General features: G+C 70.0%; 17 protein-coding genes. 5 read left to right on the top strand and 12 right to left on the bottom strand.

Annotation, left to right across the window (positions count from 1 at the left end; genetic code table 11):
- Positions 1-39: 39 nt before the first annotated feature.
- A complete protein-coding gene (locus tag ACIBN2_RS28565) occupies positions 40-2,412 on the top strand; it encodes an RICIN domain-containing protein (RefSeq protein WP_399138493.1) in 2,373 nt (790 codons plus the stop codon).
- An 87-nt stretch (positions 2,413-2,499) separates the two neighbouring features.
- Here the strand turns inward: ACIBN2_RS28565 and ACIBN2_RS28560 are convergent, their stop codons facing one another.
- From ACIBN2_RS28560 to ACIBN2_RS28515, 10 genes are all read right to left on the bottom strand, one after another.
- The gene (locus ACIBN2_RS28560) at positions 2,500-2,802 is read right to left on the bottom strand and encodes a hypothetical protein (RefSeq protein ID WP_399138492.1); all 303 of its coding nucleotides are present in this window, start codon (positions 2,800-2,802) and stop codon (positions 2,500-2,502) included.
- A 145-nt stretch (positions 2,803-2,947) separates the two neighbouring features.
- Positions 2,948-3,322 (bottom strand): nuclear transport factor 2 family protein, encoded by a 375-nt coding sequence (locus ACIBN2_RS28555; RefSeq protein ID WP_399138490.1) that lies wholly within the window; start codon positions 3,320-3,322, stop codon positions 2,948-2,950.
- A gap of 108 nt (positions 3,323-3,430) precedes the next feature.
- The gene (locus ACIBN2_RS28550; protein WP_399138489.1) at positions 3,431-4,414 is read right to left on the bottom strand and encodes a threonine/serine dehydratase; all 984 of its coding nucleotides are present in this window, start codon (positions 4,412-4,414) and stop codon (positions 3,431-3,433) included.
- Between the two features lie 157 nt (positions 4,415-4,571).
- Positions 4,572-6,524, bottom strand: a complete 1,953-nt coding sequence (locus ACIBN2_RS28545) for an ArnT family glycosyltransferase (protein ID WP_399138487.1) — start codon at positions 6,522-6,524, stop codon at positions 4,572-4,574.
- A gap of 56 nt (positions 6,525-6,580) precedes the next feature.
- A complete protein-coding gene (locus ACIBN2_RS28540) occupies positions 6,581-7,666 on the bottom strand; it encodes an NlpC/P60 family protein (RefSeq protein WP_399138486.1) in 1,086 nt (361 codons plus the stop codon).
- A gap of 45 nt (positions 7,667-7,711) precedes the next feature.
- Entirely contained in the window at positions 7,712-8,194 is a 483-nt protein-coding gene (locus ACIBN2_RS28535) for a poly-gamma-glutamate biosynthesis protein PgsC/CapC (RefSeq protein WP_399138484.1), read from the bottom strand.
- Positions 8,191-9,672, bottom strand: coding sequence for a poly-gamma-glutamate synthase PgsB (gene pgsB, locus ACIBN2_RS28530; protein WP_399138482.1), 1,482 nt, complete (start codon positions 9,670-9,672; stop codon positions 8,191-8,193). Before pgsB ends, ACIBN2_RS28535 begins: the two co-directional genes overlap by 4 nt.
- Before the next feature lie 15 nt (positions 9,673-9,687).
- Positions 9,688-11,937, bottom strand: coding sequence for a HAMP domain-containing protein (locus ACIBN2_RS28525; RefSeq protein ID WP_399138480.1), 2,250 nt, complete (start codon positions 11,935-11,937; stop codon positions 9,688-9,690).
- 324 nt (positions 11,938-12,261) lie between these two features.
- Entirely contained in the window at positions 12,262-13,605 is a 1,344-nt protein-coding gene (locus ACIBN2_RS28520; RefSeq protein WP_399138478.1) for an alpha/beta hydrolase family protein, read from the bottom strand.
- A gap of 328 nt (positions 13,606-13,933) precedes the next feature.
- Positions 13,934-15,163, bottom strand: a complete 1,230-nt coding sequence (locus ACIBN2_RS28515) for a cytochrome P450 (protein WP_399138477.1) — start codon at positions 15,161-15,163, stop codon at positions 13,934-13,936.
- A gap of 670 nt (positions 15,164-15,833) precedes the next feature.
- Here ACIBN2_RS28515 and ACIBN2_RS28510 point away from each other — a divergent pair.
- Complete coding sequence (locus tag ACIBN2_RS28510; protein WP_399138475.1) at positions 15,834-17,393, top strand: hypothetical protein; 1,560 nt, start codon at positions 15,834-15,836, stop codon at positions 17,391-17,393.
- Between the two features lie 120 nt (positions 17,394-17,513).
- Here the strand turns inward: ACIBN2_RS28510 and ACIBN2_RS28505 are convergent, their stop codons facing one another.
- On the bottom strand, positions 17,514-18,203 hold the full coding sequence (locus ACIBN2_RS28505) for a response regulator (RefSeq protein WP_399138473.1): 690 nt from the start codon (positions 18,201-18,203) through the stop codon (positions 17,514-17,516).
- On the bottom strand, positions 18,203-19,867 hold the full coding sequence (locus ACIBN2_RS28500) for an ATP-binding protein (RefSeq protein ID WP_399138472.1): 1,665 nt from the start codon (positions 19,865-19,867) through the stop codon (positions 18,203-18,205). Before ACIBN2_RS28500 ends, ACIBN2_RS28505 begins: the two co-directional genes overlap by 1 nt.
- 235 nt (positions 19,868-20,102) lie before the next feature.
- Here ACIBN2_RS28500 and ACIBN2_RS28495 point away from each other — a divergent pair, with 235 nt between their 5' ends.
- Genes ACIBN2_RS28495 through ACIBN2_RS28485 form a run of 3 tightly spaced genes read left to right on the top strand, consistent with a single transcriptional unit; the run spans position 20,103 to position 22,990 of the window.
- Entirely contained in the window at positions 20,103-20,963 is an 861-nt protein-coding gene (locus ACIBN2_RS28495; protein ID WP_399138470.1) for an ABC transporter ATP-binding protein, read from the top strand.
- Positions 20,960-21,838 (top strand): ABC transporter permease, encoded by an 879-nt coding sequence (locus ACIBN2_RS28490; RefSeq protein WP_399138468.1) that lies wholly within the window; start codon positions 20,960-20,962, stop codon positions 21,836-21,838. Before ACIBN2_RS28495 ends, ACIBN2_RS28490 begins: the two co-directional genes overlap by 4 nt.
- 57 nt (positions 21,839-21,895) lie before the next feature.
- A complete protein-coding gene (locus tag ACIBN2_RS28485) occupies positions 21,896-22,990 on the top strand; it encodes an ABC transporter substrate-binding protein (RefSeq protein ID WP_399138466.1) in 1,095 nt (364 codons plus the stop codon).
- Positions 22,991-23,001: the final 11 nt, after the last annotated feature.

Raw genomic sequence — 23,001 nt, 5'->3', positions numbered from 1 at the left:
ATCATGCCCCCCTAGGAGACCCCCCACAGGAGAAGCCGTATGCCCCTCGCCCGACGCCACTTCCTGCAAACCGGATGCCTCGCCGTCGGCGCCGCACTCCCGGCGGCGCCTGCTGCCGCGGCGAGCGGCCTCGCTGCCGATGCCCTGATCCGGCTGCCGTCCGGGAGCGTCACCGCCCGCGGCTGGCTCGCCGGCCAACTGCGTCTGCAGCTTGAGGGCTTGTGCGGCCGCTACGCCGCGCGCTCCCATTTCCTCGACGTCACGACCAGCGGCTGGGCGCGCCCCGACCATGACGGCTGGGAGGAACTCCCGTACTGGCTGCGGGGGTACGTCCCTCTCGCCATCGCCACCGGCGACACCGCCGCCCTTGACCAGGCCCGCCGCTGGATCGACGCGGTCCTCGCCACGCAGCAGGGCGACGGCTTCTTCGGACCTCGGGCCCTGCGCAGCTCTCTGAACGGCGGCCCCGACTTCTGGCCCTTCCTGCCGCTGCTCCAGGCGCTGCGTACCTATGAGGAACACACGGGTGATCCGCGGATCGTGCCCTTCCTCGTCCGGTTCCTTCGCTTCATGAACGCCCAGGTGAGGGGCGCCTTCGATACGAGCTGGGTCTCGCTGCGCTGGGGCGACGGCATGGATGTCGCCGTGTGGCTGTACCGCCGCACGGAGGAGGCGTTTCTGCTCGACCTCGTCGACAAGATGCACGCTTGGGGCGCCGACTGGACCGGCCCCCTGCCCACGGCGCACAACGTCAACATCGCACAAGGCTTCCGCGAACCGGCGCAGTACGCCCAGCGCACCGGCTCCGCGGACCTGACCCGGGCCACCTACCAGACCTATGACCAAGTCCTGGGCGGGTACGGCCAGTTCCCCGGGGGCGGGATCGCCGGAGACGAGAACATCAGACCCGGCTTCGGAGACCCTCGGCAGGGATTCGAGACCTGCGGCATCGTCGAGTTCATGGCCAGCCACGAGCTGCTGACCCGGATCACCGGCGACCCCGTATGGGCGGACCGCTGCGAGGACCTGGCGTTCAACATGCTGCCCGCCGCTCTGGATCCCGACGGAAAGAGCGTGCACTACGTCACCAGCGCCAACAGCGTGGACCTGGACGACGTCCGCAAGACCCAGGGGCAGTTCCAGAACGGCTTCGCCATGCAGTCCTACCAGCCCGGTGTCGACCAGTACCGCTGTTGCCCCCACAACTACGGAATGGGATGGCCGTACTTCAGTGAGGAGTTGTGGCTGGCCACCCCGGACGGCGGACTCGCGGCCGCGATGTACGCGCCGAGCAGCGTCCGCGCCACCGTCGCCTCCGGTACCACGATCACCATCACCGAGGACACGGACTACCCGTTCGACGAGACCGTCACGCTGACCCTGTCCACGCCGCGACCGGTCTCGTTCCCGCTGCTCCTGCGTGTGCCGGGCTGGTGCACAGGCCCTCAGCTGCGCGTCAACGGGCAGCCGGTCCCGGCACAGGGCGGACCCGCGTTCGTCCGCGTGGAGCGGACCTGGAAGGACGGCGACCGTGTCACCCTCACCCTCCCCCAACGCACCGCCGTCCGAACCTGGCCCGCCAACCACGACGCCGTCAGCGTGACCCACGGGCCGCTGACCTACGCACTGCGCATCGGCGAGCAGTACGTCCGCTACGCCGGCGACGACACCTTCCCCGAGTACGAGGTGCACGCCACGACACCGTGGAACTACGGCCTGGTACCGGACACGACCTTTGCATTGACCCGGGCCGAAGGTCCCGTCGCCGCAAATCCCTTCACCCACGATGCCACCCCGCTCACGCTCACCGCCCAGGCGCGGCGCGTCCCGGAGTGGATCGCCGACGACGAGCACGTGATCGCCCCGCTCCAGCAGAACCCGGCGCGGGCCACGGGCGCCGTGGAGCACGTCACGCTCGTCCCGATGGGCGCGGCCCGGCTAAGGATCACCTCGTTCCCGACAGCATCCCCGAACGGCAGGACGTGGCTGCCGGAGGCGCCCTACCGGCGCATCCTCAACAAGCACAGCGGAAAGGTGCTGGCCGTCGACGGGATGTCCACGGCGAACAGCGCGAGCGTCGTGCAGTTCGACAACACCGGAACAGGGGACCATGCGTGGCAACTGATCGACAGGGGAGACGGCTGGTACTTGGTGCGCAACGGCCAGAGCGGCAAGGTCCTGGGCGTCGATGGGATGTCGACCCAGAACAGCGCGCACGTCGTCCAGTACGAGGACAACGGGACCGACGACCACCTGTGGACTCTGATCGACAAGGGCGACGGCTGGTTCCTGGTCCGCAACCGGCATAGCGGCAAGGTCCTGGGCGTGGACGGGATGTCGACTCAGAACAGCGCGCAGGTGGTCCAGTTCGACGACAACGGCACCGACGACCACCTGTGGCGCATGACGTGAGCAGGCCTCCTCTCTCATCTCGGCGCACGCCTGCGGCCTTATCCGCTGGAGAGGCCTGAAGAAGAGGTAGCGTGATCATTCTTCGGCTCATACGGGAGGGGCGAGCTGTTGCCACAAGACTTGGTGCGGGCGAGCGAACTCTTGGCGGAGCACGAGGTCGAACTGCTTCGGCGTTCCCTCCTCGAATGGGGCGGGCCAGCTCGGTGCAGTGACCCCCTCGCCGTCGGCATGGGGTTTGCGGACGCTCAGGATGCCAGCAAGATCGCTGACAAAGACGATCTCTGTTGCCAGGAGAGTTCGTGCCCAATCCACTGCCTTGAGTGGCGCATCTTCACCGAGGGCAAGATCCAGCACGCGGCACTGGTCAAGCAGGTTCACCGACGAGGCCACGATCAGGACGCTGCGGTCAATTCAGCGCAAACTTGCCAGCACGGTGAGGCCCTACTACGGACGACGTCCGAGCCCTCCGCGTTGACTCCCCAACAATGGATGGACCGCCTGGACCGCCGTGCAACCAAGGTCGTGTGACGAGCCGTCAGGAACGATTCGCGCGCAACAACGTGATGAGTTGGTCCAGCTCCCCGCGTGCCGAGTACGTACGGATCGGGTCGATGTAGTCGCGTGACTCAATGATCTGACCGTCCCGGACGCGCATGACGAAGACACAGGGCACCTTGGCCATGGAGTCGTCCGGCAACGTGAACTCGTAGGCGAACTCGGCGACGATCACTTCAGGATCGGTGGTCTCGTGAACGACGACATCGGCGACCCGTCTCTTCGGCAAGGACTCCCGGACTTCCGGCGGCACCGTGAAGTGCCCCTGGAGGGCACGCCGACTGGTCAACGGCTTGGATTCCGGCGTCGCCATCGGATGGCGAACATCGGTGACTTCGCCATACAGGTCCGGCAACTCGTTTGAGTTCCCGTCGGCGACCCCATGAACAAGGCGTAGAAATACCTCGCGCGGACTCAGACTCACAAGACCCCCCAAGTGATGGGCACTGGCAGGTAGCACGCATTATCGCCAACTGTGGACGGAAGCCGCACCGACCCAGCGGTGATAGGCGTCTACGTCGACGTTGCTGCCGCACACGATGGTGGCCACGTGTCGGCCGACGAAGCGGTCACGGTCTTCGAGGACTGCCGCGATGCCGAGCGCGGCCGATGGTTCGACGACGAGGCCGGCGCGGTCGAGGAGCATACGCATGCCTGCGATGATCGACGCCTCCCGAACCAGGACGGCGTCGTCAGCGACCAGGAGCAGGTCGTCCAGGACGGCCGGGATGGGACGCCGGCCGGCGACGCCGTCAGCGATGGTGTTGGTCGAGTCGGTGGTGACGACACGTCGTTGGCGCCACGATCGTGTCATCGCCGGTGCGCCCAGCGGCTGGACGCAGATCACCTCGACTTCGGGTGCCAAGGTTTTCACCACGTGACCCACGCCGGTGGCCAGCGCCCCGCCGCCGAGGGCAATGAGGACGGTGTCGAACGACGGCGCGCTGTCCACCAGTTCCAGGCCGATGGTCGCCGCGCCCTCGCAGGTCTCGATGTCCAGGCTGTCTTCGAGCAGCCGGATGCCGTCGTGCCGCGCGATGGCCGCCGCCCGCTCGCGAGCCAACTCGTGGTCGCCGTCCACCAGTTCCAGCCTGGCCTCCAACGCACGGATGCGATCAAGCTTGGCCACAGTCGCAAAGCGGGATGCCACGACGGTGACGTCGAGCCCCCGGCCGCGACCGGACCAAGCAAGGGCCTGGCCAAGGTTGCCCGCGCTGGCGCACACCACGGCTCGCGGGCCATGGTCGGCGAGCAGGCTCGCGACCACCTCGGTGCCGCGGGCCTTGAAGCTGCGGACCGGGTTCGCCGTCTCGAGCTTGATGCTCACCGTGCACCCGAGGTCGGACTCCAGCGCATCGCAGCGGTACAGCGGAGTGTCGAGAAAGACCGGGTCGATCACCCGGCGAGCCGCCCGGATCCGAGCAGTGTCGAGACGCGTCTCCTGCACGGCACAGCAGCGTAGCGCCCCCGGCGCTCGCGCCCTCGCGAACGATGTCGTCGATCAGGGAGCCGGTCTCGGTGGAGCCTTGCGGGCGGCGCGGTAGCTGTGTTGGGCAGTCGGCACTCGGCCGTCGACCACTGTCCCTGGCTTCGGGGGAGTCGCCTCACCGCTGCGGGTTGCAGTCGTAGAGCGTGAAGCTGCCGTCGGTGCGGCGGCCGTAGGCGGTGGGCCGGATGCGGGTGCACTTGGACTTCACCCATGCGGTGGCGGGAGTGGTGGGGCGCTGGGCGGTGAGCAGCGCATAGCGCAGCTGGTCGGTGGCGATGAAGCTGCTCAGCTGCTGGGTGGTGGGGAAGGGGGTGCTGCCGGTGAAGCCGCCCATGACGAGGATGGGCTCGGACTTCGCGCGCAGCAGGGGCTCGGCGGTGTAGGCGGCCTGGGTGGCGAGCAGATACTTCTCGCCGTGGCGGTGCGTGGTGAGGTAGTCGAGCAGGGCGGTGTCGCGGGCGTTGGGATGGTCGAGCCCTCTCCTGCGCGGAGCGTGGCGGGGATGCTCGTAGTACGACTTGCCCACCGGACCGGCCATCGGCGAGGTGGCGGCACCCGCGTAGAGCGGGTTGAGGCCGGAGACGGCCCAACCGGCCGGTACGACCAGGGTCGCCGCGATCCCGGCGGCGAGGGCGGCGTGGGCCATCCGCGGGGAGGTCCGCGGCCCGCGGCTCCACAGGCCGACCACGCCGCACAGCGCGAGCATCACCGCGACCGGCAGCAGCCAGGAGACGAATCGGGTCGGCCAGTCGAGCACCAGCGCCCACGCCGCCGTCAGTACGATCGCCGCCGGTAGCGCCAGGTGCCGCCGGGCGGCCGCCTCATGCTCCGCCTCCGGTTCGTACGCCGCCTCCAGCTTCGGCTCGTACTTCGCCTCGTACTCCGACCGGAAGAGCGCGAGCCCGCCGCCGGCCAGTGCGGCGAGGGCCGGGGCGATGACGGCCGTGTAGTAGGCGTGGTTGCCGTTGGAGGCGCTGAACACCAGGGTGTGCACGGCGAGCCAGCCACCCCACAGCACAAATCCCGCGCGCGGCAGGTCGGTTCGCGGTTGCCCGGCGCGCCAGAGAACGCCCAGGACCGTGGCGAGCACGGCGAGCGGCAGGAACCAGGCGACCTGCGGGCCGACCGTGTCGTTGATCAGCATGTCCCAGCCGGTGTTGCCGGTGGTGCGGCTGGCGGCGGTGCCCGCGACGGCGCCGAACGCGGTCGAGTCGCTGCTGAAGCGGCTCAGGCCGTTGTAGCCGAAGACCAGGGTGAACGGATCGTTGTTGGACGTGCCGTCGAGGTACGGGCGGCTCCCGGCCGGTGTCGCCCAGGCGATCAGCGCCCAGGAGCAGGAGACCGCCAGGGAGACCGCTCCGGCCAGCAGGACACGCAGGGCCCTGTTCAGCCGGGTTCCGGGTGCCGCGAGTTGGTAGACCGCGGCGAAGACCGGCAGCACCAGCCACGCCTGCAGCATCTTCGCCTGGAAGGCGAGGCCGACCCAGACACCGCAGGTGATCAGCGGCAGCAGCCGCTCGGTGCGCACCGCTTTCTGCAGCGCCCCGGCAGCCGCCACGAGGAGCAGGGTGAGCGCGGTGTCCGGGATGGTGGCGCGGTTGAGCGCCACGGTCACCGGGGTGAGGGTGAGCGTCAGCGCGGCGATCAGCGCGGCGAAGGGACCGGCCCAGGCCCGTACGATCCGGTGCAACAGCCATACGGTGATCACGCCCTCGACGACCTGCGGAAGCGCGGCTGCCCAGGTGTGCGGACCGAAGAGCCAGACGGAGACGGCGTCGGGCCAGAACGCGCCGGGCAGCTTGTCGATGCTGATCGACCCGCCCGCGTCGAGCCCGCCGAAGAAGAAGGCGCGCCAGCTGCAGGCCATCGACCGTATCGCCGCACCGTAGAAGGGGTGGACAGCGGCGTGCCCGATGCCCCAGGAGTACAGCACGGTGGCGACGACCAGCACCGCGGCGAGCGCCGGGCGCTCCCAGCGCGGGGCGTCTTCCGGCAGGTCGGAGCGGCGGCCGGCCGTCCGGCGGCCTCGGTGCGCTCCGGTGGGCCGGGCGGCGGGGATGGCGGTCATGGCGGGGGTCCTCGGATCAGCAGGTCAGGTCAGGCGGCGGTGCACAGGCGGCGGGATCACAGGCGGCGGGCCGCCCGGAAGCCGCGGGCGTAGAAGTCGGTGCCGTCGAGCAGCGCGTGGCCCGACATGTCGCCCATGGTCGGGCCGTTGGCTGCGGAGCGGCTGGAGTAGAAGCGGTGCCGGCCCTGGTCGTCGAGGCCCATGTACATGCCGCAGTGGTCGATGAAGTCCGGCCGGTCCTTGATGATGGCGAAGAAGACCAGATCGCCGGGTTGCAGGACGCTCAGGTCGGTGGCCTGCTGCTTGCCGGTGTGGGGGATCACGAGGCGGCCGGGACCGTCGGCGGCGATGGCGTACGCGCGGCGCGGCAGGCCGGGGCCCTTGGTGTTGGTGCTGTGCAGGGGAATGCCCATCCGGTAGCCCCACACCAGCCGTTGGAAGCCGGAGCAGTCGGCGTCGCCGTACCGGGCCTGGTCCGGCTGCACGCGTGTGCCGTCCGGGAAGGTCCAGGGCGTGCCCAGATAGTCGTAGAAGTCGGACTGTTCGTCGTGGTAGGCGAAGTCCAGCGGGTTGTTGACCGCGGCGTTGCGCGGGCCGAAGTGCGCGGTGCCCGCGTAGCGCACGCCGGCGGCGTTGTGCTTGTCGGGCGCCCCCGCGCTGCTGTATTGGAACGCCACCGCGAAGACGTCCGGGCTGGTGTCGCCGAGTGCCTTGCGGAACCAGGTCTTGAACGAGGCGGACTTCTCCATGCCGCGCTGCCATTCGTGCGGCAGCACCCGCACCCAGGCGTCCGTGGTCACCTTGGCCTCGGTGGTCCGCGGCTCGCTGAAGTGGCGGGTGGGCCCGGTGAGGACGGCCGTACGGGCACCGTCGGTGAACGTGGCGAGCGTGCCGCCGTCGGCGGCGCGGACCACGGTGCGGGCGGGGGCGGACAGACGCTCGAAGGTGTGGCCCCCGGTGTCCTGGGCGCTCGAGCCGCTGCCCGCTCCGTCGGCGGCCGTAGCTTCGCCGTTGTCGCTGCCGTGCCCGCGGTGGTCCCAGGCGTAACCGCCCACCACCCCGGCGGCCGCGACGCCCGCGATCGTCCCGAGCACGGCGCGGCGCGTCGGGCGGCTGCCTCTGCCGGCGGGTTGGGAGTGCATGGCGATCCTCCTGCAAGTGTGTGAGGTGAAGGGGCGGTGGACTGGTCAGGCGGTGGGCAGGGCGCCCATCAACAGACCGGAGACCAGCACCACGTAGGTGGCCAGCGTCACCGCCGTGGTCGAGATGACCGTGGCCGCCAGCGGCTGCCGGACCATCTGGTAGGAGACCAGGCCGGGGACGATGAAGCCAAGGGTCTGTGACGTGTACAGCAGTGGGAACTCGTGACTGAGGGCGAGCATCACGGTGGTCTGCATCAGTACCGCGCACAGCACCACGGCGGCGAACAGCCGCTTGCCGTAGAGAATCACCGTGCGCTGCATCAGCTTGGTCGTGAAGTACGAGAGCGCGGCCACCCCGACCATCAGCCCGGCCATCCGCACGTCGGTGACGAGGGTGAGGGCGATCCAGCCAGGGGTGATCATCCCCCCGGGGGAGAGGTTGGTGGTCAGGTAGCAGACGAGCGAGAAGACCAGCCCGAGGGCGATCCCGAGTGCGGCGGTCTGTGCGGTGAGGTTGGCGGGGATCACTGGTTCCTCGTGGACTGGGGCGGATCGTAGGAGTGGTGCCGGTCGGGGGAGTGGTGCGGGTCGTCTGCGGAGCTCTGCTCGTCGGACCGGCCATGGCGGGCGGCGAACCGGCGGGCGAGGTCGCGCTGTTCGGGGATGCGGAAGGCGTACGTCGGTGTCTCCAGCGGTGCCACCCAGCTGTAGGGCTCCGGCTCGGGCGGCCGGGCCACCGAGACCCGCGGCCGGGGTATGGCGATCTGCATGGTCTCCTGGTCCAGGCCGTCGCCGTCGAGAACGGCGTCGAGCAGGTCCTCGGACTCGTCCAGGGGCAGCTCGGCGAGGCATTCGAGGAACAGCTCGCCCTGACCGTGGATGTTGCCGATCGCCACCAGCGAGGAGGCCGGGCCGAGTTCCGCGAGCATCGCCGCGGTCAGCTCCTCGGGGTCCCGGCGATCGCCCCCGAGGTCCACGACGCGCCCGGTGAAGCCGGCAGGGATCGCATCGCGGGCGCTTTTGGTCGGATGGCCGATCAGGAACACCGTCTCGGCGGCGAGGTCGGGGATGATGGCGCCCATCTGGCCGTTGCGCTCCACCCGGTCCGGGCGGCAGTTGATGACCACGTTGATCGGCCGTCTGATCGCGCCCAGATCCTCCAGCTGCTTCACGTTCATCAGCGTCGACTCGGGATCGTTGGCCGCGAAGACGTTGGCGAACCGCAGCTTCTTGCCCTCGGGGGTGACGTAGCGCTCCACCGAGAGCACGCCCGGGTCGGGCGGCGCGTCCCACATGCCCTGCATCGCGGTCTGCCGCTCCACGCCGAGCAGTTCGGCGACGGCGAGCGCGATCGCCACGTTCTCCTTGAAGGTGAACCAGCTGAAGCCGCGCAGTTCGGCGTCGCTCACCGACTCGGGATCGACAGCGATCAGCCGGCAGTTCCGCTTGTCGGCCTCCTCCTGGAGGATGTGCAGCCGATCCTTCTCCGCCGTCACGCACACCCCTCCCACCGGCATCGAGCGGGAGAGCGAGCGGGCGACGTCGTCCAACGTCGGCCCCATCTCCTCCAGATGGTCCTCGCGGACATTGCACAGCACGCCGATCGTGGAACGGATCAGCTTCTCCTGATTGGTCTCCTGCAGCGCGGGCATCACCGCCATGCACTCGATCACCAGCGCGTCCGGCCGGTAGGTCGCCGCCCGCCGCACGATGCCGATCTGCTCGACGATGTTGGAGATACCGAACTTGCGGTACACCGGTTCCTCGGTGGCATCCGGATGGATGAACCGGGCCGCGGTGCCGGTGGTCTTGGCCACCGTGACCAGGCCGCCGCCGCGCAGCGCGCCCGCGCACAGCCGGGTGATCGAACTCTTGCCGCGGATGCCGTTGACCAGCACCCGCGTCGGTATCTGCTCCAGCGAGGCGAAGTGCCGTCGCTGCTCCACGATTCCGGCGATCCACAACCCGGTGCAGCACATCAGGACGATGACATAGAGAAAAAGCACGCCGATTCCGTCCTTCTACCGCTGGAGGGTGTTCTCACGCAGGGACCGGGAGGGCCCGACGGCGTGACTGGATCTGGCCGCCCGGTCGCGTTCCGCCAGGGCCTGGCGGATCAGCTCCAGGCTGCGCGTGACCGAGCCGATCTCGTCGTGGTTGACCGGATGCAGCACGGTACGGCGGTCTCCGCCGGCGAGCCGCTCGACGAGTACGGCGACCGCGCGCAGCGGCCGGATCACCACGACGTGCAGCCAGCCCAGGCAGGCCGCACCGACGGCGAGGCCAAGGATGCCGGCGAGCATGGTGCGCTGTTCGGCCTGCACCGCGGGGATCTGGAGCGCTGCCGCGGGCTCCGCGGTCACCACGTGCCAGCCCAGGCGTGCCGTCGGGCCGCTCTGCGCCAGCGGCGCGGCGGCGTCGACCGAGGGGCCGGACGACGTGAGGTGCACCGCGGAGGTCGCGGTGCCCGCGGTCCCCGGGGCGCTCTGGGTGGACCGGGCCAGACGGGTCAGGCCGGAATCGGGCAGTGACTGGAAGGCGCGGTAGCCCACGCTTGCCGCCAGCACCTTCTCATGGCCGTCCGTCACCCACACGCTGCCCAGCTTCGGCCTGGGCAGGATGGAATTGAGCGCCTTCACGTCGATCTCGCCGAACAGCACCACCCCGGCCGCCTTGGTCTTGCCCTTGACGGCCTGGACCTGGGCGTAGGCGGCGATCGCCGGGATCCGGCCCGAGGTGTTGACGGTGGTGATCCCGCCGCCCTCGGGCACGTGGACGAGGGTACGCAGCGGGGTGCCGCCCACCCTCAGCGTGATGCCGCCAGAGCGGTCCAGGAGATACAGCGAGCGGTACTGCTTGTGGTCGGCGAGGGACTGCCGCAGCACCGCGGTCTGGGCGGCCCGGCTCTTGCCCGGCAGGCTCGAGGCCGCGGCGCTCAGGTCGGTGTACGAGTGGTCGAGGGACTGGCGGATGCGGCCCGACGCGATCTCGGCGCGCGCCTGCTGGTCGGCCAGGACCGGGGACGGAACCGCGCTCACGGTGTCCGCCCGGTTCAGCAGGAAGACCATCGGCGCCGCCCAGCAGCCGACCACCAGCACGCCGATCACGGCCAGTGCCCGGTAGCCCGGCCCACGCCGGGCCGGGAAATCCTGCGGGCCGCTCTCGCCGAGCAGTTGCCGGCGCAGTGAGTCCAGCGCCCGCCCGATCCGGGCCAGTTCCCCGAAGCCGTGCACCGGAACCGGCCGGGACAGCTCCGCCGAGGCGGTCGGCCAGTCCTGGGCCGCACCCCGGGCCAGACGGCCGGCGGACAGGAACAGCCGCAGCAGTGGCTGCTGCACGGAGAAGTACAGCGCCAGCCCGAGCAGCAGCGCGAGTGCGGCCAGTGCTCCGGCGGCCTCGAGCGCGAAGCGCGAGTAGTCGGCGGCGGTGGTCGTGGCCGGTGTCGCATGGGAGGTGAGCACCACCAGGCCGAGGCCGTCGGTGTCGCCCGGACCGGTCGCCGAGGCGACCTGGGCCCAGCCGGCCACGGTGCGCCGGCTGCCATTGCTGGCGCCCAGCAGGCTTCCGGAGGCGTCGGTGTCACTCCCGGATCCGTGCGCCGCGCGGGCCGCCTTCGCGGGCAGACCGCCGCCGGAGGCAGCCGGCGACGCCTTGCCATGGACCGCGGTGGCGAGCGCCGTGCCGGTCTGGTCCAGGACCTCGGCGGTGCGTCCGTCGCCGTACGCCGTGAGGGTGGGGAGCGTCTCGGTGACCACCAGCAGCCACTGCCGCTCGGGCCGGTTCGGGGCCTGGTACTGGTCCTGGTCGGGGTCCTCCTGCTGCGCGGGCAGGGTGACCCTGGCGAAGTAGAGCAGTTGCGGTGGGCCGCCGGAGGTCACCAGCCGGGGCGGGACGGCCCCGTGCCCGGCTGCCGTTCTGGCGTTGACCCCGGCCAGCGGCACCGTCCGGCCGCCGGCCGCCAGCAGTTTGCCGGTGCGCCGGTCGAGCAGCGCACCGCCGAGGACCGCCTTCCTGGCAGAGGTCAGCGCCTTGAGCGTGGTCGCGGGGGTCGATGTACTCGTCGCCGAGTACGCGCTCGCCGTGCGGCGTACGGTGCTCGCCTCGGCGTCGATCGCGGTGCGCAGCGACTGCGCGGTGTCCGCGGCGATCTGCTGCTCCCCGTTCAGCACGGCCTGCGGGATGGCTCCGGCGCGGACGCCGTCGATGCCGATCACGGTCAGGGCGGCGACCACGAGGAGGAGTACGACAAGTGAGGCTATAGGCGGGCGCACCCCGCCAAGCATCGGCATATCGGCGCGGCGACGGTTGCGGTGTCGGCGCGGCGCCCGGGGTGCGGAGGGCAGGGGAGGGGATCCTTCCTCAACTGGCGCCGAGCGCCCGAATGTTCGATGGAACGAACATCCTAGCCCCCGACTGTCACATAACCATCACGTGTTCGCCCCACGTGTCGTACAAGTTAACGGGACCCCCTGGGCGCCGGGGCATGCGTGACCGGCCCGGACCGTCGACACGCCGAGGACCGGGCCCGCGTACGGGCCCGTCCCTTCCGGCGTCCGAGCAGCTGTCCGGCCGGTTTCTCCGGTCTGTTTGTCCGGTCAACGGACGAACGAGATCTCCGGGTACTTGTCGGCGGGCCCGTCGAGCAGGGTGCTGTGCTTGTGACGCAGCTCCTGGTCGAAGAAGGCGGCGAGGTAGACACGCTGGACCTGGACCGCCCGGTTCGGGTCGATCGTGCCGTACTGCTGCTGGAGCTGAGCCTTGGAGAGCCCGAGCAGGCCCGCCTCCTGCGGCACCATCCACTCCTGGTCGCTGAACGACAGATGCGCCGCGCCATGGAGCTGGACGTCGACCCGGTACCCCTTCAGATGCGACCACAGCGTGCGCCACGAACCGTCGTTGTTGCGGTTGTGGCTGCCCGAGCTGAAGAGCATGAAGGGACGGTCCAGGTCCTTGCTCGGCGCCGTCCCGAAGAACTGGCCGTCCAGGTTGGCACCGGCATCGATGCGCTTGTCGAGCTGCATGGCGGTGTCGACCGCCGCGCCGCCCAGGGACCAGCCGAACATCCCGATACGGGACGTGTCCACCGACTGCGCCAGCCCGGCGGGGAGCGTCGCGTGGCCGGCGTCCGGATTGCCGCCACTGCTGATCTTGCCGAGGGCGTTGATGACGAACTTGATGTCGGCCGCGCGCACCTTGAGCGTGTCGGAGGAGTGCGTGCCCGACGGCATCCTGTTGACCTCGAGCCGGCTGCCGGGGAACTGCACCTCGTTGGCGTCGTGGGTGTGGTCCACGGTGACGACGAGGTAGCCGCGGCTGGCGAGATCCTGGGCGAGCGCGGTGCCCATGGAGCGGTCCGAGTGCAGCCCGGTCGAGTACAGCAGGACGGGCAGCTTGCCGAGCGAGGTCTTCACCGGGGCGAGGACATGGCCCGCGGTCCTCGGCAGGGTCACCTGCTGCGGGGAGAGCCCGCGCGAGGCGAGGAAATGGGCCCCGGAGATCGACGGCTGCCACGGCGCCTGATAGTGCCCCGACGTGGAGGTGGCCGGATACCAGAGCGACACCATCACCTCGCGCTTGCCGCCCACATACGGATCCGTACGGGACGAGTCGACGAGGTGCAGGCCGACCATGCCCACGCTGTACGGCCCGGTCGGCGCGGGCATGTTGAGCTGCAGAGGGGACGCGGCCGTGCGGCCAGCCGCGAACGCCTCAGGGTGCACTGACTTCTGGGCCAGCGGCCCCTCGTCGTTCTCGGGCGCCCAGTTCGTGTTCGGTTCGGGATCGTCGGGAGAGAACCCGGTGGCCGTAGGCCTGTCCGACGTCTTCCCGGCGGCCATCGCCGGGGTCATCCCCACACCCAGCGTGACGGCCAGCGCACCCGCCGAACCGACCGCTCTGGCGATCGCTCTGCTGCGTGGGCGCGGGCGGCGGTGCTTCATGGAACCCCCTGATCGGTCAGCGACCGCAGAACGCGCGATCGACTGCCGCACACCGTACCGCTGCGGCGACGCGCGGACTCGCGCACCCCGGATGCTGCCATGGTGACCTCACGCACGGCACGCGGGCGCCTTGGCCTACCTCAACCTGATTTGTCACGAGGGTCCTCAGCCTCCGCAAGCCCGCCGACGGCTTCAATCGGCCGGATCTGCTTCTGGCGCTCTTCGCGTGGGCCCTGTACGTGGCCGAGGTCGTACTCTCGCCGGCCCGGAAGCAGTTGATCCGTTCTCCGGCGGTGGCGGACCGGAACCGCGGGTGAGGAACCGGGCGTCAGCGATATCGCACGGGCAGGTGGAGTGGCCCCCGGATGAGCACGCCGCCCCGCCACGTCAGAGCCGCCGGGTGGGCATCGAGGGCGAGATCAGGGCAGCGTTCGAGCAGGGCGCCGATCGCGACGCGTGCCTCCAGGCGGGCAAGCGGAGCCCCCAGGCAGTAGTGGATGCCATGGCCGAAGGCGACGTGCCCGTGGGCGGTCCTGCGGATGTCGAATCGGTCCGGGTCGGGGAAGCGCGCCGGATCGCGGTCGGCGTCGGCGATGGCGGCCAGGACGAGCTGTCCGCCACCGGGAATGGTGGTGCCGGCGATGTCGACGGCTTCGGTGGTGAACCGGTACGTCGGCGTCTCGACCGGGCCGTCGTAGCGGAGCATCTCCTCGACCGCGTTCTCCATCAGCGAGGGGTCGGCTCGGAGCAAGGCCAGCTGGTCGGGATGGCTCAGCAGCGCGAGCACGCCGTTCGAAATCAGGTTCGCGGTGGTCTCGAATCCGGCCACCATCAGCAGCCAGACGGTGCCGGTCAGTTCGTCGGCGGTGAGGCGGTCCCCCTCCTCGTCCGAGGTACGGATCAGCGCGCTGAGCAGGTCATCGCCCGGGCGCTGCTTCTTGTCCGCCAGCAGTTGGCCGATGAAGCGGGACGTGGTCCTCGCCGCTTCGCGCTGCTCGGCGGGGTCGGGGGAGGCCAGGGCGGTGTTCGACGCCGCCGCGAAGTCGTCGCGGTCCAGCGCCGGCACTCCGAGGAGTTCGCAGATCACCGACATCGGCAGCGGAACCGACAGGGTGCGCACGAGGTCGGCCCTCCCGTCCGGGGAGGCCAGCATGGCGTCCAGCAGCCGGTGGGTGATCCGGCGCACCCATGGCTCCAGGTCCTGCACCCGGCGGGGGGTGAACTCCTTGGCGACCAGCCTGCGCAGCCGGGTGTGGTGGGGCGGGTCGGAGGAGAGCATGTGCCGGCCTGCGGCGACCGTGGTCATGCCCAGCGCGGGCGATGCCAGGTCCCAGTCCTTCGACAGCCGTGGGTCGGCCAGGGCCGCCCGCGCGGCCTCGTAGCCGACGACCAGCCACGCCTCCGCCCCTCCGGGCATCCGGATCCGGTGCACCGGGCCGCGGGACCGCAACCGCGCGTAGACGGGGTACGGATCGCGGGTGAAGTCCTCGCCCAGGGCGGCGAGATCGATCGGGGTGGTCGCGGTGGGCGCGGTATGCGTGGTGTCCGCGTGAGTCATCCGCCTGCTTTCGTTCTCGTCGCCGGAGTTACCGGGGCGTCGGCGTCCGGGATACCGGTGCACCGTCCGGCGGCGGGGCTTCACGCCCATCCTGTCCTGCCGCCGCCCCTGCGAACAGGGCCAGTTGACGCCACGTCGGCTCGCTCAGCGTGCAATGTGCCAGCGCTGCGTGCAATGTTCCAGGGACCGGTTTCCCCGGGTGCACCCAGGCAGCTTGACCTTTCCGTGACCATTCAGTGTCGCTATCGCAATTTTTCTCACGGTCTTCCGCCGTGCTCGCCGGCTACGGCTTCCCGTCCGAACAACTGAGCCCTGGTGCTCAGCGGTTCCTCTGTGCCGGCGGGGGACTCCTTTGCCGCCTTGCGGAGCATTCGTTTCGTTGGCAAAGCGCTGTGTGGTGTCCAGGCGGGCGCTGTTAACGTCGCTGGACGCCGAATCCGGTACGTGGGCCGCGTGAGCCCACCGTGTCGGATGGAGCGGAGATGTACCCCTCCGGTGAGCGGGCTGAGCAGCGCGATGACCAACGCGCGTCCGGCCCAACGTGGGCCGCCCCACCGGGAGGGAAGCACAGTGAGGAGCAAAACCAGTGCCTCGGAAGAACTCGACGCAGGCACCGCACGGTGGACGGGGAGATCATGCCCGCCGTAGGCGGTCGAAGTGGTCGTTCGCAGTGATCGGCGGGCCGGTGATCCTGGCCGTCGTCGCCGGATCGGTGTTCGCGGCGGGCGCCCGACACCATGATCGCGGACAGGGAAACGGCGGCGGAGCCGCACAGGCCGCCACGCCCGATCCGAACTGCACCCTGGTGGTTCCCGAACACCCTCTCTCCGCCCGGGGACTGGCCACGCCCTACAAACTCGTCGCGACCGACCCCGCGAAGGGGCCTTGCCATGAGGCCAATCCCGACCAGGCGGCGTTCGTCGAAGCGGCGATTCTGACCAAGGACGGCCGCCTCAGCGTGTACGACCCGCTGGTGATCGACAAGGGGACGAGACCTGCCGCCCCTACCGTCCGCCCCAAGGTGCCGACGGGCTCGACGGTCGGCATATGGTTCGGCTTCAACAGCGCCGAGCTCAGGCTGAAGTCGAGCGGGCACTACGACAGCCTGGCGCAGGGCAAGTGTGTCAACGGTGTGCCGGGATCGGTCTTCGGCCAGTTCGCGTACTGCAACGCACCTGCCCTCTTCCGCGCCGCCAAGACCGGGACGGCCAAGAAGCACCTCAAAATCCCGGCACTGGGCACCGCCAAGGACGGCTCGCCCTGTCCGACCACGCGGGACTTCTCCGTCGTGGACCAGGACGGAAGCGACAACGTGGTCACCCGGTACCTCGCCGACGCCAACGGCCGTATCGCCCAGGACAACGCCGCGAGCAGGGCGTCCCTGCGCAACGGCGTGCGCGTGGACACCCCCCGCTACGGTCATCACCGGCACGGCGGCAAGGCCGGGCCGTCGGCCGGCGCGCAGCCCAAGGTTCTCACCAACGGCAGCGACAACCTGCTGCTGACCCACTTCATCGACCCGGCCCTGGGCTGCAAGCCGTTCACCGTGCCCAACCAGTCCAGCGACAACCTGTCTTCCTCGGCCCTGCCGCTGGACGAGTTGTCCGCCGCGGCGCGCCAGCGGGCCCCGATCGCGCTGGTCCCGCAGAACGACCCGATGACGCTCGTCGACGGCCGCACCAGCGTCCGCAAGACGAACGCTTATCGCGCGGGCGTCGACATGCCCCGGGTCGGTGCGGGCAGCGACGGGAACGGAGCGGCGTTCTGCAGGACCCTCTTCGGCGACGGCGCCGGAGTCCAGCGGGTCTTCAGGGACAAGGCCCTTCTCAAGACCGCGCCCTCGCCGGACCCGGGGACGGCACCCAACCTCTTCGGCTTCCTGGCCGCACGTGCGAACCAGACGTTCACCAACCTCGGCTGCGATCGGCTCCTGCACGTCGGTGACCCGGTCATCCTCACGACCGACGGCAACGGCCTGGTCGTCGACGCGGTGCTCACACGGCTCGGCCGGACGCCACCCCCGTCCAGCGGCCCCACGAACGGCGCATCCCCGTCCGTGACCCCGAGCGCCTCATCACCCGTCACGGACGCCCCCTCGGCCGCGCCGAGTACGGCGGCAACGAGTTCCTCGCCGCCACCCGTCGCGAACGGCGGCTCGGCCGAACCGAGTTCCGGCGCCCCCACCCCCTCGATGACGACTGTGTCGCCGTCGCCGTCGGTGAACGACTAGGTCAACTGATCGACGCACGCTGACGAGTCGTGAAGCGTGGAATCAGCGTCCGGGCTGGGCCGGCTGGGCCGGCTATGAATGAGGCTCCGCGTCGGCGCTGGGAAGTGGTCCCGGCCGGATTCAGCGACCGACGCGGTAGCGGTGCTCGGGGCGACCGTTGGTGCCGTAGCGCAGTTCCAGGCGGACCATGCCTTCCTTGACCAGGTAGGACAGGTACCGCTGGGCCGTGGCGCGGGAGACGCCGGTCGCCTCGGCGGCCTCGGCGGCAGACAGGGCGCTGCGCGCGGAGCGCAGGGCCTGATGGATCGCGCTGAGCGTGGGCGCGGAGTGGCCCTTGGCCGGGATGCGGGGGACGGCGGGTGGGCGGGCCGCGCTGAACAGGGCGTCCACGTCCGCCTGGTCGGCCGTGGCGGTCCGGCTGAGCGCGTCCACGCGCTCGCGGAGGTGGCGGTAGGCGTCGAGCCGTTCGGCGAGGTCGGCGGAGCCGAAAGGCTTCACCAGGTAGCCGACCGCGCCGAGTTTCATCGCGGCGCGGACGGAAGAGATGTCGTGATCCGCGGTGATCACGAGGGCGTCGGGGCGGCTGTCGCCCTGGTCCTGGCTGAGCCTGCGCAGGACGTCGAGTCCGCTGCCGTCGGGCAGGAAGATGTCCAGCAGCAGCAGGTCCGGCTGCAGCGTGCGGACGGCGGTCAGCGCCTGGGCCACGCTCGCCGCTTCGCCGACCACCTCGAAACCCGGGACCCGGCGCGCGTAGTCGCTGTGGATCTGCCCGACCCGGAAGTCGTCGTCCACCACGAGGATCCGGATCATCAGCGGTCACCCACCATCGGCAAAGCCGTCGTGATCAGCGCATCCTGTGGTGCCGGCGCCGTATCGGGATGTGGCAGTACGACCGTGAACACCGCTCCCGGGCCTTCGCTGACCGTGATGGTGCCGCCGTCCCGCTGCACCAACCGGTGCACCAGGGCCAGCCCCAGGCCGCGGCGCGCGGTGTCCCGCTCGGGGCGGGTGGACCAGCCGTCCTCGAAGATCGACTGGGAGGAGCCCGGGGCGATGCCCGGGCCGCTGTCCGCGACACGTACGAAGATCAACTCGTCGCTCTCCACGAGTGTCAGCCGGATCTGGCGGGCGTCGTCGCAGGGCGGTGCCTCGGCGGTCGCGTCGATGGCGTTGTCGAGCAGGTTGCCGACGATGGTCAGGAGCCGGCGCAGGTGCGGTGGGTCGTCGCCGAGCGCGGAGTCGTCGGTGAGGACGATGCGCACCCCGCGTTCGGCGGCGACGGTGGTCTTGGCCACGATGAGCCCGACCAGCAGCGGGTTTCCGATGTGCCGGCGCACGGCCTCGGTCAGGGCCTGCCCGGAACGGGCGGTCTCGATGGCGTACTCGTACGCCGACGCGTGCTCGCCGATGTCCAGCAGGCCGGCCAGTGTGTGCATCCGGTTGGTGAACTCGTGCTGCTGGGCCCGCAGCGCGTCGGTCAGTCCGCGCACGGAGTCCAGTTCGCGCAGCAGGCCGATCAGCTCGGTGCGGTCGCGTACGGTGACCACGGCGCCCAGCTCACGGCCGTGCAGGGTGACCGGCATGCGGTTGACGACGAGACAGTGGTCGTCGGTCAGTACGCTGACGTCGGTGCCGGTCAGGGTGCCGTCCAGCGCGTGGCGCAGCCGGCCGTCGGGCATCACCTCCTCCAGCCGGCGGCCCAGCGCGTTGCCGAAGCCGAGCAGTTGCCGGGCCTCGTCGTTGACGAGGGTGATCCTGCCGTCGGGGGCGAAGGCGACCACGCCTTCGCGGATGCCGTGCAGCATCGCCTCGCGGTCCTGCAGCAGACCGGCGATCTCCTCGAGTTCCAGGCCGAACGTGGTCCGCTTCAGCCGCCGTGCCAGTAGCGAGGCCGCCGCCGCGCCGATCGCGGTGGCGATCGTGGCGTACAGCGCGAAGGTGGGCAGTTCGCGCCACAGCTCGCCGAGCACGTCGCGTTCCGGCATGCCCACCGACACCTCGCCGGCCAGAGCGCCGGAGGGCCCGTACAGAGGGGCCTTGGCGTTGGCGGACCGGCCGGTCGCGCCCTGGTCGGTGCCGACGTGCGCGCGGCCGTCCTTGACCACGATCGGCTCGGCCACCGGTTCGCCGATCAGGGCCGGGATGGGATGCGAGTGCCGGACGCCGTGCAGGTCGATCACGACCACGTACGACGCCCTGGACGCCCGGCGGATCCGTTCGGCGACGTTCTGCACCACATCGCCGCGGCCCTCGTGCTCCATGGCCTGCTTGATCTGCGGGTCGGCGGCCGTGGTTCGGGAGATCGCCAGGGCCCGCTGCTCGTAGGAGCGGTCGAGTTCGGCGCGCTGCGCGAAGGCGAACAGGATGAAGCCGATCAGGCCGGTGAGCGCGAGGATGAGCAGCTGGTTGGCGAGGATCCGCGTGGAAAGCCTCCGCTTTCCGCCGCGGCCTGTCCGCAAACGGATGGGTGTCACGGGTTCCTCTTCGTTCCGGTGGTGCGACGTGCCGGCACGGCCTGGGTCGGGGTGCCTGGGTGGCGCGATTGTGCCTCAGAGCCGGGCCGCTGCCCACCCTCCGTCCAGTGAGCAAAACGAGCAGAAGCGCGCTTTACGCAACTATCGCGAGATAGCTCGGAAACAGCGACGTCACACCCGGCTGCCTCTAGCGTCTGCCTTCCTCGACCTCCGAGGACGGAAGGAGACAGCCCCTATGGCTTCGCGAAACGATGTCGCGACGAGCCCGAACGCCGGCCGGACCGGCAGCGACAGCGCGCGCATCGAGATCTCCGGGCTCACCAAGCGATTCCTGACCCCGGCCGGTGAGGTGTTCACGGCGCTGCAAGGCGTGTCGTTCACCGTGGAGCCGGGCCAGTTCTGCGCCGTGGTGGGTCCCACCGGCTGCGGCAAGTCGACGACCCTGAGCATGGTGTCCGGCCTCGACCGGCCCACCGAGGGCTCCGTCAAGGTCGGCGGCCGTGAGGTGGACGGCATCACCGACGGCGTCAGCTTCATGTTCCAGAGCGACGCCCTGCTGCCCTGGAAGACCGTCCTCGGCAACGTGCTGATGGGCCCCGTCTTCCGCAGGGTGCCCAAGCAGCAGGCCCAGGCATCGGCGCGAGACTGGCTGCGCCGGGTCGGCCTCGCCGGATTCGAGGACCGCTACCCGCACCAGCTGTCCGGCGGCATGCGCAAGCGCGTGGCGATGGCCGCGGCCCTGATCAACGAACCCAAGATCCTGATCATGGACGAGCCGTTCGGCGCCCTGGACGTGCAGACCAAGGCGATCATGTCGACCGAACTGCTGACCCTGTGGGAGCAGATCCGCCCCTCCGTCGTCTTCATCACCCACGACCTGGACGAAGCGGTGGCGCTCGCCGACCGGGTGGTCGTCATGACCTCCGGCCCCGGCTCCGTCAAGGCGGTCTTCGACATCGACCTGCCCCGCCCGCGCGGCTCGGTCCAGGAGATCCGCTTCCAGCCCCGCTTCATCGAGATCCAGCACCAGATCTGGGACACGCTGCGCGAAGAGGTGGAGCGCGCCTACGCACTCACCGCAGGAGGCAAGGAATGAGTACGACGCCCACCGTTTCCGTCGTCCCCGTCTCCGACAGCGGCAAAAGCCCCGCCACCAGCGCCGCGCGGCGTGCCGTCCGGCGCCGCCTGGTGCGCCTGTGGGCGGGCCGTGTCGGCCTTGCGGTCTTCGTGATCGGCGGCTGGCAGGCGTTCACCACCTGGGGCATCGTCGACCCGTTCTTCTTCGGGCAGCCCTCGGGCATCTGGCAGCGGCTGATCGATCTCTTCCAGCACGGCACCCAGTTCGGCTCCTTCTACTCCAACATCTGGACCACCATCCAGGAGGCGCTGGTCGGCTTCGTCGTGGGCTCCCTCGCCGGCATCGTCTTCGGCGTCGCGCTCGGACAGAGCCGCTATCTGTCCGACGTGCTCGGCCCCTACATCAAGATGGTCAACGCGATCCCGCGCATCGTCCTCGGCTCGATCTTCATCGTGGCCTTCGGCATCGGCGTGACCCCGAAGATCCTGCTCGCCGCGGTGCTGGTGTTCTTCATCGTCTTCTTCAACGCCTTCCAGGGTGTGCGCGAGGTCGACCGCAACGTCCTCGCCAACGTCCGGGTGCTCGGCGCCTCCCGGATGCAGATCACCCGGCACGTCATCGTGCCCTCCGCGCTGACCTGGATCATCGCCAGCCTGCACAGCGCCTTCGGGTTCGCCATCGTCGGTGCGCTCGTCGGCGAGGTGCTCGGGGCACAGAGCGGACTGGGCCTGGTCATCAAGACCGCGCAGAACAACTTCGACCCCAACGGCGTGTTCGCCACGATGCTCGTCATCGCGGTGATCGTGCTCGGCGCGGAGTGGCTGATCGGCAAGCTCGAACACCGGCTGCTCGCCTGGCGACCGCCGGCCCCCTCCGAGGCGAACACCCTCTGACTCCCGCCTCCCCCTCACCACCAACTTCCCGAACTCCCGAAAGGTGCAGGCCCCGCCATGCTCAAGAGAACCCTCACCGCATCGATCATCACCGTCCTCGCTCTCGGCGCCGCCACCGCGTGTTCCGGCAACTCCGGAAGTTCCGTGTCATCGGGTTCCGGCGGCTCCGGCGGCACACCGACGGTCAAGCTCATGGTCGGCGGCATCGACAAGCAGATCTACCTGCCCTACCAACTCGCCCAGAACCTCGGCTTCTACAAGAAGTACGGCGTCAAGGTCGAGCTGAGCACCGAGCAGAACGGCGGGGTCGGCGCCGAGGAGGCCATGGCCTCCGGCCAGGTGGACATGGCGGGCGCCTGGTACAACCACACGATCGAGTTCCAGGCGAAAGGCAAGTCGGTCGAGGACATCGTCCAGTTGTCCGGCGCGCCGGGTGAGCGGGAGATGTGCACCTCGAAGAGCGGCGTGAAAACGGCCGCCGACTTCAAGGGCAAGACCCTCGGCGTGACCGACCTGGGTTCGGGCACCGACACCCTCACCCAGTTCATGGCAGCGAAGAAGGGCGTCAAGGCCGGGCAGTACCACCGGCTCGCGGTCGGGGCGGGCTCCACGGCCGTCGCCGCGCTGCAGAACGGAAAGGCCGACTGCGTCATGACGACGCAGCCGACGGTCGCCGCGATGGAGAAGAAGGGCGTCGGCACCTCCGCGATCGACCTCGCCACCACCGACGGCACCAAGTCCGCGCTGGGCGGCGCGTTCCCGGGCGCGAGCGTCCTTGCCCGCACCGACTGGGTGAACTCGCACAAGGAGGCGGTGCAGAAGGTCGTCGACGCGCTCGTGGCCACCATGCACTGGATCAACACGCACAGCGCGGCCGACATCGCCGACAAGCTGCCCGCGTCCTTCGTGCAGAACCAACTGGTCACCAAGGCCGACTACGTCAAGGCGCTGACCGAGGACAAGGGCCAGTTCCTGCCGGACGGCATCATGCCGGCCGGCGGCCCCAAGACCGCGCTGGCCACAGAGCAGTTGGTCGGGAGCGTGACCTCGTCGGTGGACCTCGGCAAGACGTTCACCAACGAGTTCGCCCGCAACGCCAACAAGAAGGAGGGGTTCACCACCACCACGGCCCCCGCCGGTGCCAACGGCTGAGTGCCCTGCGC

This window comes from Streptomyces sp. NPDC050534 (assembly GCF_044457745.1).
Lineage (GTDB): Bacteria > Actinomycetota > Actinomycetes > Streptomycetales > Streptomycetaceae > Streptomyces.
Note: the sequence above shows the minus strand (reverse complement) of the source record. Positions and strands in the feature narration are given on the sequence as shown.